The sequence below is a fragment of the Crossiella sp. CA198 genome (assembly GCF_052078295.1).
In the GTDB taxonomy this organism is placed as follows: domain Bacteria; phylum Actinomycetota; class Actinomycetes; order Mycobacteriales; family Pseudonocardiaceae; genus Crossiella.
This window is the reverse complement of the sequence record NZ_JBQJIM010000018.1, coordinates 20,538-33,330: the sequence shown is the minus strand read 5'-3', so window position 1 is coordinate 33,330 and position 12,793 is coordinate 20,538. Positions and strand designations below refer to the sequence as shown.

10 protein-coding genes are annotated in these 12,793 nt (G+C 69.2%); 7 read left to right on the top strand and 3 right to left on the bottom strand.

All coding sequences use genetic code 11. The features are described from left to right. Positions 1-48 precede the first annotated feature (48 nt). Positions 49-549 carry a DUF3093 domain-containing protein gene (locus ACTOWY_RS28485; RefSeq protein WP_441312686.1) on the bottom strand — a complete coding sequence of 167 codons (501 nt, stop codon included), beginning with the start codon at positions 547-549 and terminating at the stop codon, positions 49-51. Between the two features lie 19 nt (positions 550-568). Between ACTOWY_RS28485 and dut the strand changes: the two genes are divergently transcribed. From dut to ACTOWY_RS28465, 4 genes are all read left to right on the top strand, one after another. Beyond that, positions 569-1,072, top strand: coding sequence for a dUTP diphosphatase (gene dut, locus ACTOWY_RS28480; RefSeq protein WP_441312685.1), 504 nt, complete (start codon positions 569-571; stop codon positions 1,070-1,072). A gap of 4 nt (positions 1,073-1,076) precedes the next feature. Continuing rightward, positions 1,077-1,709 carry a DUF3710 domain-containing protein gene (locus ACTOWY_RS28475; RefSeq protein WP_441312684.1) on the top strand — a complete coding sequence of 211 codons (633 nt, stop codon included), beginning with the start codon at positions 1,077-1,079 and terminating at the stop codon, positions 1,707-1,709. Positions 1,710-1,939: 230 nt separating this feature from the next. Then, entirely contained in the window at positions 1,940-2,314 is a 375-nt protein-coding gene (locus tag ACTOWY_RS28470) for an OB-fold nucleic acid binding domain-containing protein (protein WP_185002801.1), read from the top strand. A gap of 10 nt (positions 2,315-2,324) precedes the next feature. Next, positions 2,325-3,110, top strand: a complete 786-nt coding sequence (locus tag ACTOWY_RS28465) for a DUF3159 domain-containing protein (RefSeq protein WP_441312683.1) — start codon at positions 2,325-2,327, stop codon at positions 3,108-3,110. Between the two features lie 907 nt (positions 3,111-4,017). Here ACTOWY_RS28465 and ACTOWY_RS28460 read toward each other — a convergent pair. Then, positions 4,018-4,674 (bottom strand): potassium channel family protein, encoded by a 657-nt coding sequence (locus tag ACTOWY_RS28460; RefSeq protein ID WP_185002805.1) that lies wholly within the window; start codon positions 4,672-4,674, stop codon positions 4,018-4,020. Next, positions 4,674-5,339, bottom strand: coding sequence for a potassium channel family protein (locus ACTOWY_RS28455; RefSeq protein ID WP_185002806.1), 666 nt, complete (start codon positions 5,337-5,339; stop codon positions 4,674-4,676). The genes ACTOWY_RS28460 and ACTOWY_RS28455 overlap by 1 nt, the downstream gene beginning before the upstream one ends. A gap of 137 nt (positions 5,340-5,476) precedes the next feature. Here ACTOWY_RS28455 and ACTOWY_RS28450 point away from each other — a divergent pair, with 137 nt between their 5' ends. The 3 genes from ACTOWY_RS28450 to dnaE all read left to right on the top strand — a co-directional run bounded on the left by ACTOWY_RS28450 (position 5,477) and on the right by dnaE (position 12,567). Beyond that, a complete protein-coding gene (locus tag ACTOWY_RS28450; protein ID WP_441312682.1) occupies positions 5,477-7,552 on the top strand; it encodes an APC family permease in 2,076 nt (691 codons plus the stop codon). After that, the gene (locus ACTOWY_RS28445; protein ID WP_441312681.1) at positions 7,549-8,754 is read left to right on the top strand and encodes a class I SAM-dependent RNA methyltransferase; all 1,206 of its coding nucleotides are present in this window, start codon (positions 7,549-7,551) and stop codon (positions 8,752-8,754) included. The genes ACTOWY_RS28450 and ACTOWY_RS28445 overlap by 4 nt, the downstream gene beginning before the upstream one ends. A gap of 261 nt (positions 8,755-9,015) precedes the next feature. Further along, a complete protein-coding gene (dnaE, locus tag ACTOWY_RS28440) occupies positions 9,016-12,567 on the top strand; it encodes a DNA polymerase III subunit alpha (protein ID WP_441312680.1) in 3,552 nt (1,183 codons plus the stop codon). The last annotated feature ends 226 nt before the right edge of the window (positions 12,568-12,793 follow it).

Here is a 12,793-nt window from a genome sequence, read left to right as displayed (position 1 = left end):
CCGGACCGACGGTCGCGAGGGCAGCGTGCTCGACGCCGCCCTCGGACACTATTGGGCGGACTTGGCCGCCAGTTCGCGCAGCAGTCCGGCCAGCTTCTCCGCCTGCCGGACGCTGAAGATCCAGTACGGGGTGGGGTCGTCCGGGTCGGTCAGCTCGACCAGCACCGCGGGTCCGACCCAGCCCTGGTGCGCCACGAACGCGGCCGGGTCCAGGTCCCGGCCCAGCGCCGGGCGCTTCTCCTCGGCGTCCAGCACGGTGACCCTGCCGACGAACTCCAGCGGCAGGTGGGCCTCGCCCACCCACAGCTCGCCGTCCTTGACCTGCACCTGCCGCCTACCCAGCCACAGCATGGTCACCACGACCAGCGGCACCAGCAGCAGGTACGGCAGCCAGGAGCGCACCCCCGGGTAGCCCATGTGGATCTCCGCGGCCAGCAGCACCGCGCCGGCCAGTGGTAGCGGCCAGCCCCACCACGGAAGGTAGAGCCGCTCACTGAAGTGGACATCCCCGGCCGTATCGACCGCGCGCGCGTTCCTGCTCACGGGCATCAGGGTAATGTCGCCCGCCGTGCCCAGCGTTGAGGTGCTCCTGACCCGGCTTGATCCGGATGTGCCCGTCCCGTCCTACGCCCGTCCCGGCGATGCCGGCGCCGACCTGGTGACCACCAGCGACCTGGTGCTGCCACCGGGAGAGCGTGCGGTGGTCGGCACCGGGGTGGCGATCGCGCTGCCCATCGGGTTCGCCGCCTTCGTGCACCCCCGTTCCGGGCTGGCGGCCAGAGCCGGGCTCAGCGTGGTCAACACACCTGGCACCATCGACGCGGGATACCGCGGCGAGATCAAGATCTGTCTGGTCAACCACGACCTGCGCGAACCGATCAAGCTGCTCCGCGGCGACCGGATCGCGCAGCTGGTCATCCAGCGGGTCGAACAGGCCGAGTTCCGCGAGGTCGCCGAGCTGCCCGGGTCCGTGCGCGGTGCGGGCGGCTACGGGTCGACCGGGGGAGCCGCGGCACTGGCCGGGCAGCGAGCCGGGCAGCACGGCGGTTCGCCTGATGTGACGGAGGTCTGAGGGGATGTTCGGGTTCGGGCGGCGCGGCAAGCGGCGCAAGGCGGCCGGCGAGCAGGCCGGCGGCGGGGAACACCTCGAGCACGGCGGCGAGTCGGCCGAGGAGGGCTTCGACGGGCCCTACGACGAGCGCGAGGCGCCCGCGGACCAGGTGTCCCGGCTGGACCTCGGCTCGATCCGGGTGCCGGTGCCCGACGGCACCCAGCTCCAGGTGGAGGTGGCGCCGGAGGGCGAGGTGCAGGCCGTGCACCTGGTGACCCCGGTGGCCCGGCTCACCGTGAGCGCTTTCGCCGCGCCCCGTTCGGGTGGGCTGTGGCAGGAGGTCAGCAAGGAACTGGCCGAGCAGCTGCGCAACGACGGCGCCAGGGTGGTGCTGGAGGGCGGGGACTGGGGCACCGAGCTGGTGGCCTCCTCGCCGGAGATGTCGCTGCGTTTCGTCGGGGTGGACGGGCCGCGCTGGATGCTGCGCGCGGTCGCGGCCGGACCGACCGAGCACTCCGCCGCGGCCGGTGCGGCGCTGCGCGAGATCGTGCGCGGCACCGTGGTGGTGCGCGGTGAGTCGCCGCTGCCGGTGCGCACCCCGCTGCCGCTGGAGCTGCCGGACGCGATCGCCAAGCACCTGGCCCAGGAACAGGGCTAGACAAACCGCACCCGGGCCCGGAACCGGGTCCGGGTGTGATCTGGCCTGCTGTGCCCAAGCACACCCCCGCCGAGCAGCGTGAACGGGGCGGGAACTTTGTCCCGTTTGTAGGCGTTCTAAACGGTGAAACCGCCGGTCAGCCCGTCTGGAGTAAAAACAACCCCGGATGGTTACCCTGGCGGTATATCGGGGCCACAACGGAGGGCCCCTTTCGTATGGGGAGCGCCGGAATGAGTGGCAGCGGGGGCTACTGGCGGCGGATGGTCCGCAAGCTGACGAGTGATGTCAGCGAGCTGGACGCCGACGACCTGTCCCGAAAAGCCGAGGCACAGGGCGCCGTGAAGGCGTGCGACTGCCGATCCGGCGAAGAGGTCACCGTGCTGGGGCGGCTGCGCAGCGTGGAGCTGTGCCCGCGCGACGCGGTGGCGACCCTGGAGGCCGAGTTGTACGACGGCACCGAGGGGGTCACCCTGGTGTGGCTCGGCAGGCGCCGCATCCCCGGGATTGAGCCGGGCCGCACGATCAAGGCGCGGGGGCGGATCGCGGTGCGGGACGGGCGTAAAGTGCTCTACAACCCGTACTACGAGCTGCAGACCACCTCCTGATCGTGAGCGTATGAGCGAATCCACCACTCCGCAGGCCGGTCCGACCGCCGTGCCGGAGCAGCCCGAGTCCCCGGACCCCAGGTCCGCCGATCTCGAACCCGCCAAGGACGCCACAGCGGACGCCGCCACCGAGGACGCCGCGGCGGAAGTCGCGGAGCCCATGCCCACCATGTGGGAGCAGATGGGCGGCCTGGTCGGCTTCATCTCGGCCTCCGTGCCCGTCGCGGTGTTCGTCTTCGTCAACTGGGCCACCAGCATGTGGCCGGCGATCTGGAGCGCCCTTGGCGTGGCCGTGGCGATCGGCCTCTGGCGGCTGATCCGCAAGGAGAAGCTGATGCCTGCCGTCTCCGGCGTGCTGGGCGTGGGCATCGCCGCGTTCATCGCCTACCGGGTCGGCGAGGCCAAGGGCTTCTTCCTGTACGGCATCTGGGTCAGCCTGATCTTCGGCGGCCTGTTCCTGGTCTCCCTGCTGGTGCGCTGGCCGCTGGTGGGCGTCATCTGGTCCGGCCTCAACGGGCACGGCTTCGGCTGGCGCGAACACCCCAAGGCCCGCTTCGGCTACGACCTGGCCACGGTGTTCTGGACGCTGGTGTTCGCGGCCCGGTTCGTGGTGCAGAACTGGCTGTACGAGGGCGACCAGACCACGCTGCTGGGAATCACCCGGCTCGCCATGGGATATCCGCTGACCGCGGTCGCGCTGCTGGTCACGGTCTGGGCGGTACGCCGAGCCAAGCAGATCGAAGAGGCCCACGCCGAGCAGGAACCCGCGACAACCCCCAGCACCAACCCAGCCTGACCCTCGTCCACAACGGCCAACACCCGGTTCTGCACGAGTGTTGGCCGTTGTTGACGGCGAGTTGGCCGTTATGGACGGTGTGTTGGCCGTTGTTGTACGCCACGTTGGCCGTTGTGGGACGGCGGAGGGTCGGGGCGGAGGGGTGAAACCCCCACGACGAGGGTTCTCGCGTGTTCTCCGTACGGCCTGGAGCATGCAGACCACACCCCGATGAGCGGCCCCTGCAACACAAACCGCAGCCCGGCCAACCCAACGCGACGGGGGCCGCTCATCGGGGTGTGGTTGGCTGGCGGAAGGCCGTACGGAGAACACGCGAGCCCTCGGAGCCACGCTGGGTCTTAAGTCGGCAGCCCAAACCCCGCCCCGCAACCCGCTTGCCCCGGGTGTTGATCTGCCCCACCCCTCCGGTGGTCTGCCCGGCCGGCGAGGCCACCCTTTCTTGATCTTCGGGTTGAAAGTCAAGAGCGAAGATCAAGTTCGTCCTCGCCGGACGGGCAGGAATCAAAGGATGGGGGGAAGAACAAAGTCAAAGGCAAAGAGCAGTGCTCGTACGGTTCCCCATCCCCGTCAGCCCTCCGATACCAAACCACATCCTGGGCAAGCGGCCCGTTGCGGTTGGGAGGCTAGGGCCAAGCAGGTTGCAGGCCGCTTGCCCAGGATGCGGTGTGTCCTCTCCAGGCTGACGGGGATGGGGAACCGCTCGGGGAAGGTTTTCGAAAAGCCACCCCCGCCGCCCGCCCCGGGCTTCGCCCGACCGCAGCTGCCTATGGCGTCCCACAACGGCCAACGTGCCGTACGACAACGGCCAACTCGGCGTCCATAGCAGCCAACTCGGCGTCCATAACGGCCAACTCGGCGTACGACAACGGCCAACACTCGGTCAGATCCGAGTGTTGGCCGTTGTGGGTCAGCTCAGGAGGGCTTGCTGGACTTCGTTTTCCACGTCGCTGGTGGCTACGAAGAGGAGTTCGTCGCCGGCTTCCAGGGTGTCGTCTGGTTGCGGGACGATGACCCGGCCGCCGCGCAGGATGGTGACCAGGGCGGCGTCGCGGGGGAGGCGGAGGGCCTTGACGGCGCGGCCGGAGAGGGGGGTGTCCTCGGGGAGGGTCACCTCGACCAGGTTGGCGCCGCCCTGGCGGAAGGTCAGCAGGCGGACCAGGTCGCCCACGGTGACGGCTTCCTCGACCATGGCGGCGAGCATGCGCGGGGTGGAGACCGCGACGTCGACGCCCCAGGCCTCGGTGAACAGCCATTCGTTGCGGGGGTCGTTGACCCTGGCGACCACCCGGCGGACCGCGAACTCGGTCTTGGCCAGCAGGGCCACCACCAGGTTGACCTTGTCGTCGCCGGTGGCGGCGATGACCACGTCGCACAGTTCCATGCCCGCCTCCTCAAGGGAGGAGAGTTCGCAGGCGTCGGCGTGCACCCACTCGGCCTGTTCGACGGCGTGTGGGTCGAAGTGGTTGCGGTCCCGCTCGATCAGCATGACCTGGTGCTCGGAGTCGAGCAGTTCGCGGGCGATGGACCGGCCGACCGCCCCGGCCCCGGCGATGGCGACGCGCATCAGTTGTTCTCCTCGGGAGCCTGGGCAGCGGCCGCGCTGACATCGGTGACGGTGCCGGAGAGGGCGGCGACGTAGACCTGGTCGCCGGACTGCACCACGGTGTCCCGGTCCGGGAGCACGCCGGTGCCGAAGCGCATCACGAAGGACACCCTGGCGCCCACCGCCTCCTCGACCTCGCGCACCTCGCGGCCGACCCAGCCCTCGTGCAGCGGCAGCTGGAAGACCGCCACCGTGCCGGAGGGGTCGCGCCAGGCGGTGGCCACGCCGTCGGGCAGCAGCATCCGCAGGAACCGGTCGGTGGTCCAGGGCACGGTGGCCACGGTGGGGATGCCCAGGCGCTCGTAGACCGCGGCCCGCTTGGGGTCGTAGATCCGGGCGACCACGTGCTCCACGCCGAAGGTCTCGCTGGCCACCCTGGCGGAGATGATGTTGGAGTTGTCGCCGTTGGAGACCGCGGCGAAGGCCCCGGCCCGCTCGATCCCGGCCTCGATGAGCACCTGCCGGTCGAAGCCGATGCCGACCACCTGCTGGCCGTGGAAGTCCCCGCCGAGCCTGCGGAAGGACTGCACGTTCTTGTCCACCACCGCGACGGTGTGGCCGAGCCGTTCCAGCCCCTTGGCCAGCGAAGCCCCCACACGGCCGCAGCCCATGATGACCACGTGCACTAAGTTCCTCCTCCAAGCACGGCGGTACATCTAACCTTCCCCCAAACGGGGGATGGCCGCGACCCGTGTTCCGACTTTGCCAACATACCGACGGCTGACCGGGCCCGGTGCTGGTGGCCCCGTCTACGCTGCGTCCCGTGTCCAAGTTCGCCACCGCGGCCAAACGCCTCCTGGTGGGGCGGCCGTTCCGCAGTGACCGGCTCTCCCACACGCTCCTGCCCAAGCGCATCGCGCTGCCGGTGTTCGCCTCCGACGCGTTGTCCTCGGTGGCCTACGCGCCGGAGGAGATCTTCCTGGTGCTCTCCATCGCCGGGCTCTCGGGCTACGTGTTCGCGCCGTGGATCGGGGTGGCGGTGGCGGTGGTCATGATGACCGTCGTCTTCAGCTACCGGCAGAACGTGCACGCCTACCCCTCCGGCGGCGGCGACTACGAGATCGCGAACGCGAACCTGGGCCGCTACGGCGGCCTGACCGTGGGCAGCGCGCTGCTGGTGGACTACATCCTCACCGTGGCCGTGTCGATCTCCTCGGCGATGGCCAACATCGGCTCGCTGATCCCGTACGTGGCCGAGCACAAGGTGATCTTCGCGGTGGTGGCCATCGTGCTGCTCACCGCGGTCAACCTGCGCGGCATCCGGGAGTCCGGCAGCGCCTTCGCCATCCCGACCTACGCGTTCATGATCGGCATGATCCTGATGATCCTGTTCGGGATGTTCCGCGGGTTCATCCTGGGCGAGAGCATGCCAGCGGAAAGCGCCGGGTTCACCCTGAACGCCGAGCACGACGAACTCATGGGCCTGGCGCTGGCGATGATCGTGCTGCGCTCCTTCACCCAGGGCTGTGCCGCGCTGACCGGGGTCGAGGCGATCAGCAACGGCGTGCCAGCCTTCCGCAAGCCGAAGTCGCGCAACGCGGCCACCACGCTGCTGCTGATGGGCCTGATCGCGGTGATCATGCTGATGGGCCTGGTGGTGCTGGCCCAGCTGACCGGGGTCAAGATCGCCGAGCACCCGGCGACCCAGCTCGGCGGCGCCCCGGCGGACTACCACCAGAAGACCATGGTGGTGCAGATCGCCAACGCGGTCTTCAACGGCTTCCCGGTGGGCGCGGTGTTCATCGCCGCGGTCACCGCGCTGATCCTGGTGCTGGCCGCCAACACCGCGTTCAACGGCTTCCCGGTGCTCGGCTCGATCCTGGCCCAGGACCGCTACCTGCCGCGCCAGCTGCACACCCGCGGCGACCGGCTGGCCTTCTCCAACGGCATCGTCTTCCTCGCCGGGTTCGCCATCCTGCTGGTCATCCTCTACGAGGCCGAGGTCGGCAGGCTGATCCCGCTCTACACCGTCGGCGTGTTCGTCTCCTTCACGCTCAGCCAGGCAGGCATGGTCCGGCACTGGAACAAGCTGCTGCGCGGCGAGCAGGACACCGCGGTGCTCACCAGGCTCAAGCGGTCCCGGCTGATCAGCGGCTTCGGCATGGTCATGACCGGCGTGGTGCTGATCGTGGTGCTGATCACCAAGTTCACCCTGGGCGCCTGGGTCGCGATCGCGGCGATGGCCGCGGTGTTCGCGCTGATGACCGGCATCCGCAAGCACTACGACCACGTGGCCCAGGAGCTGGAGGCGGCCGAGGCGGACCGCTCGCACACCTTGCCCGCGCGCAACCACGCGGTGGTGCTGGTCTCCAAGCTGCACATGCCGACCCTGCGCGCGATCAGCTACGCCAGGGCCACCCGGCCGGACGTGCTGGAGGCGGTCACGGTCAACGTGGACGACACCGACACCCGCAAGCTGGTCACCGAGTGGGAGCGGCAGGACATCCCGGTGCCGCTCAAGGTGGTCGAATCGCCCTACCGCGAGATCACCAAGCCGGTGCTGGACTACGTGAAGCGGATCCGCACCAGCAACCCGCGGGACGTGGTGACCGTGTTCATCCCGGAGTACGTGGTCGGCCGCTGGTGGGAGCATGTGCTGCACAACCAGAGCGCGCTGCGCCTGAAGGGCAGGCTGCTGTTCCAGCCCGGTGTGATGGTGGTGTCGGTGCCCTGGCAGCTGGTCTCCTCCGAACGCCGGGTCGCCGAGGCCCCGGTGGTCGTGCCCGGCGCCATCCGCCGCGGCTTCGACCCGGTCCACGCCACGCGCAAGGCCGCTGAAGATCGCCGCAAGAAGGCGGCCGCCAAGGCCGCCGCCAAGAAGGAGAGCAGCAAACCGTGACGCAGGACCGCCTGGACTGGACCGGCCGCCGCCTGGAGGTCGAGATCGGCCCGGTGGCGCACGGCGGCCACTGCGTCGCCCGGCACGAGGGCAGGGTGCTCTTCGTCCGGCACGCCCTGCCGGGGGAGAAGGCCCTGGTCCAGGTCACCGAGGACAACGGCGGCTCGTTCTGCCGCGCCGACGCGATCACCGTGCACACTCCGTCCCCGGACCGGGTCAGCCCGCCCTGCCCACTGGCCGCGCCCGGTGAGTGCGGCGGCTGCGACTGGCAGCACGCCAGCCCCGCCGCCCAGCGTGCGCTCAAGGCCGCCGTGGTCATGGAGCAGCTGCAGCGGATCGCCGGCCTGGACCGCAAGGTGACGGTGGAGGAACTGCCCGGCGGCTCCCTGGACTGGCGCAGCCGGGTCCGGCTGGCCGTCGGCCAGGGCGGCCGCGCGGGCCTGCGGGCGCACCGCAGCCACCGGGTGATCCCGCTGCGGGACTGCGCCATCGCCCTGCCAGGGGCCCTGGAGCCGGTGCTGAACCGGAGCTGGAAGCCCGGCACGGAGCTGGAGGTGGCCAAGGACAGCACCGGCCAGGTGCACATCGCGGAGATCCGCAAGGACCGCCCGCCCAGGGTGATGGCGGGCGACGGCCTGGCCCACGAACACGCCGCGGGCCGGGACTGGCGGCTGGCCGCCAGCGGCTTCTGGCAGGTCCACCCGGCCGCCGCGGACACCTTCGCCCAGGTCGTGGACGACTGGGCACAGGCCCCCGTCGGCGGGACCGCCTGGGACCTCTACGGCGGGGTCGGGCTCTTCGGCGCGGTGCTGGCCCGCCAGGTCGGCCCGGCCGGCTCGGTGCTGGTGATCGAGTCCTCGAAGCGGGCCGTCGTGGACGGCACGGCGAACCTGGCCGACCTGCCCCAGGTGCGGCTGCGGGTGGGCCGGGTGGAGCGGGTGCTGGGCTCGGCGGAACTGCGCGCGGAACGGCCCGACGTGGTGGTGCTGGACCCGCCGCGCAAGGGCGCGGGCAAGGACGTGGTGGCCGCGGTGGCGGCGGCCGGGCCTGATCGGGTGGTGCACATCGCCTGCGATCCGGCGGCGCTGGCCCGGGATGTCGGACTGTTCGCCACGCACGGTTACCAGCTGGCGGAGTTGCGTGCGTTTGACGCCTTCCCGATGACCCACCATGTTGAGTGCATAGCTCTGCTGACCCGCTGACCGGGGCAAGGCCCAGGAGGTAGCCATGAGCGATGCCAAGTCCGAGTGCCCACCGCATGACTGGAGCGGGGGTGACGAGGCGACCGGCCGGTATTGCGTCAAGTGTGGCGAGGGCCTGCACTGAGCGTGTGCGGAAGCGTGAAACCTGTTGCCACCCAGTGTTTCTCCGCGATTTGTGGTCGAAGCCAGAGCATGATGGGATCGCAGTCCGACGGGTCGTTCCCCTGTCGGTGATCATGTGATCCTGGGAGGTTCTGGCCGGTGTCTGGCGACTCATTCGTCCACCTGCATGTGCACACCGAGTACTCCATGCTCGATGGGGCGGCCAAGATCGCTCCGTTGTTCGCGGAGGCCAGTCGGCTGGGTATGACCGCGGTCGGCATGTCCGACCACGGCAACATGTACGGGGCGGACGAGTTCTTCCAGACGTCCAGGAAGCACGGCATCAAGCCGATCATCGGCATCGAGGCGTATGTCGCCCCCGGCAGTCGTCTGCACAAGAAGCCGCTCTTCTGGGGTGACCCCGGGCAGCGGAGCGACGACGTGTCCGGTGGTGGCGCGTTCACGCACATGACCATGTTCGGCCGCAACTCCACCGGTGTGCGCAACCTCTTCAAGCTGTCCAGCATCGCGAGTATGGAGGGCCTGTACTACCGGCCCCGGATGGACCGGGAGATCATCGCGGAGAACGCCGAGGGGATCATCGCGACCACCGGCTGTCCCTCCGGCGAGGTGCAGACCCGGCTCCGCCTGGGCCACGAGGCTGAGGCGTTGCAGGCCGCGGCGGACTACCGGGACATCTTCGGCGCGGACTACTTCTTCCTCGAACTCATGGACCACGGGCTGTCCATCGAGCGGCGGGTGCGGGAGGGGCTGCTGGAGATCGGGCGCAAGCTCAACATCCCGCCGCTGGCCACCAACGACTCGCACTATGTCACCAAGGACCAGGCCGACGCGCACTCGGCGTTGCTGTGTGTGCAGTCCGGCAAGATGCTCTCCGACCCGAACCGGTTCAAGTTTGACGGTGACGGCTACTACCTGAAGTCGGCCGCGGAGATGCGCGAGCTGTGGGACGGGCAGGTGCCCGGCGCCTGCGACTCCACCCTGGTGATCGCGGAGATGGTCGAGTCCTACGACGACGTGTGGGCGCACCGGGACCGGATGCCGGTCTTCCCGGTGCCCGAGGGCGAGACCCAGGAGTCCTTCCTCTTCAAGCAGGTCATGGAGGGGCTGCACCGGCGGTTCCCGGAGGGCATCCCGGAGGGCTACGCCGAGCGGGCCGAGTTCGAGCTGAACGTCATCTCGGGCAAGGGGTTCCCGGCCTACTTCCTGGTCGTTGGCGACCTGGTGGACTACGCCAAGTCGGTGGGCATCCGGGTTGGGCCCGGTCGTGGCTCGGCCGCGGGCGCGCTGGTCGCCTACGCGCTGGGCATCACCAACATCGACCCGATCCCGCACGGCCTGCTGTTCGAGCGGTTCCTCAACCCCGAGCGCACCGCCATGCCCGATATCGACATCGACTTCGACGACCGCCGCCGCGGCGAGATGGTCCGCTACGCCACCGAGAAGTGGGGCAGCGACCGGGTCGCCCAGGTGATCACCTTCGGCACCATTAAGACCAAGGCGGCCATCAAGGACTCGGCGCGCGTGCACTACGGGCAGCCAGGGTTCGCCATCGCGGACAAGATCTCCAAGGCGCTGCCGCCGCCGATCATGGCCAAGGACATCCCGCTCTCCGGCATCGTCAACCCCAAGCACGAGCGCTACGGCGAGGCCGCCGAGGTCCGCACCCTGATCGAGAACGACCAGGACGTGGCCAAGATCTTCGAGACCGCGCGTGGGCTGGAGGGCCTGATCCGCAACGCGGGCGTGCACGCCTGTGCGGTGATCATGTCCTCCGAGCCGCTGATCGAGTCCATCCCGCTGTGGCGGCGCGACGACGGTTCGATCATCACCGGCTGGGACTACCCGTCGTGTGAGAACCTCGGCCTGCTGAAGATGGACTTCCTCGGTCTGCGCAACCTCACCGTCATGGGCGACGCGATCGACAACGTGCGGGCCAACCGCGGCCAGGACATCGACCTGGACACGCTCGCCCTGGACGACAAGGCCACCTACGAGCTGCTCTCCCGAGGTGACACCCTCGGTGTGTTCCAGCTCGACGGCGGCCCCATGCGCGACCTGCTGCGCCGCATGCAGCCCAACGCCTTCGGGGACATCGTCGCGGTCGGCGCGCTGTACCGCCCCGGCCCGATGGGCATGAACGCGCACAACGACTACGCCGACCGCAAGAACAAGCGGCAAGAGGTCAAGCCGATCCACCCGGACCTCGAGGAACCGCTCAAGGACATCCTGTCCGAGACCTACGGCCTGATCGTCTACCAAGAGCAGATCATGTTCATCGCGCAGAAGGTCGCGAACTACTCGATGGGCCGCGCGGATGTGCTGCGCAAGGCGATGGGCAAGAAGAAGCAGGAGGTCCTGGAGAAGGAGTACGAGGGCTTCCGGGATGGCATGCGGAACCACGAACTCCATTTCAAGGACGAGGCGGTCAAGGCGCTGTGGGACACCATCCTCCCGTTCGCCGGGTACGCGTTCAACAAATCGCACGCGGCCGCCTACGGCCTGGTCTCCTACTGGACCGCCTACCTCAAGGCGAACTACCGCGCCGAGTACATGGCCGCGCTGCTCACCTCGGTCGGTGACAACAAGGACAAGTCCGCGGTCTACCTCTCCGAATGCCGCAGGCTGGGCATCAAGGTGCTGCCGCCGGATGTCAACGAGTCCGCGCTGCGCTTCGCCGCGGTCGGCACCGACATCCGCTTCGGCCTCGGCGCGATCCGCAACGTCGGCGCCAACGTGGTCGAGTCGATCATCGCCAGCCGGGAGAAGAAGGGCAAGTACGGCTCCTTCACCGACTTCCTGGACAAGTCCGAACTGGTCTGTTGCAACAAGCGGGTCATCGAATCGCTGATCAAGGCGGGCGCCTTCGACTCCTTCGGGAGCACCCGGCTCTCCCTCATGCAGGTGCACGAGGAGGCGGTGGACGCCGTCGTCGGGCTCAAGCGCCAGGAGGCGATGGGCCAGTTCGACCTCTTCGGCGGCGGCGATGCCAGCGCGGACGCGGAAAGCTCCTCCCCGCTGGCACACCTGAAGTTCGGCGCCGAGGAGTGGCCGCGCAAGCAGATGCTCGGCTTCGAGCGGGAGATGCTCGGCCTCTACGTCTCCGCGCACCCGCTCGACGGCGCCGAGCGCATCCTGCGCAAGAACGCGCAGAAGACCATCGCCGAACTGCTCAACGACCCGCCCAAGGAGGGCGAGGTCGTCATCGCCGGGATGATCTCCGGCCTGGAACGCCGGGTGAACAAGAACGGCGAGCCCTGGGCCATCGCCACGGTGGAGGACCTGGACGCCGCGATCGAGGTGCTGTTCTTCCCCAAGAGCTACAGCGTGCTCTCCGCCGACCTGGTCGAGGACGCCGCGGTGGCGATCAAGGGCCGGGTGAACTGGCGCGAGGACAAGATGTCCATCTTCGGCGGCGGGGTGATCCCCCTGGACATCGCCGACGCGGAGAACAACCCGGGCATGGACCCGCCGTTCGTGCTGGCCTGCAACCCGGAGAAGCTCAGCGAGGAAGTGCTGCTGGAGCTGAAGCGGACGCTGTCCATGCACAAGGGCGACACCCCGCTGCACCTCAAGCTGTGCTTCCGCCGGGAGGCCACCCTGATGGCCGTGGACGACTACCCGATCAAGGTCAGCCCGGCCTTCCTCGGCGAGATCAAGGCCCTGCCCGGGATCGCCGTCGGCGCCTGACCCCGCCGGCGCCTGGGTCGAGTTGTCCAGTCAAGACTCGTAATCTGGCAGACGTTCACCCGTTCGAGTGGCGGGTGGCGTCCTGCCCTGGGTCTTGAGTGGGAGGCCGGAAGTTTTAGGACCCGGCAGGAGTGGTGGCCGGACGCGATCAGGCCGTGACCACTCCGGCCGTCTCCGTAGACTGGCCGAGCGCCGCCGAATGGGCGGCATTTCCCGTTGTGGAGCG

What these genes read in the sequence shown, in the direction of transcription:
- ACTOWY_RS28485 (WP_441312686.1), bottom strand. Translation starts at nt 549, where the DNA reads ATGCCCGTGAGCAGGAACGCGCGCGCGGTCGATACGGCCGGGGATGTC.
- ACTOWY_RS28475 (WP_441312684.1), top strand. Translation starts at nt 1,077, where the DNA reads ATGTTCGGGTTCGGGCGGCGCGGCAAGCGGCGCAAGGCGGCCGGCGAG.
- ACTOWY_RS28470 (WP_185002801.1), top strand. Translation starts at nt 1,940, where the DNA reads ATGAGTGGCAGCGGGGGCTACTGGCGGCGGATGGTCCGCAAGCTGACG.
- ACTOWY_RS28465 (WP_441312683.1), top strand. Translation starts at nt 2,325, where the DNA reads ATGAGCGAATCCACCACTCCGCAGGCCGGTCCGACCGCCGTGCCGGAG.
- ACTOWY_RS28460 (WP_185002805.1), bottom strand. Translation starts at nt 4,674, where the DNA reads ATGCGCGTCGCCATCGCCGGGGCCGGGGCGGTCGGCCGGTCCATCGCC.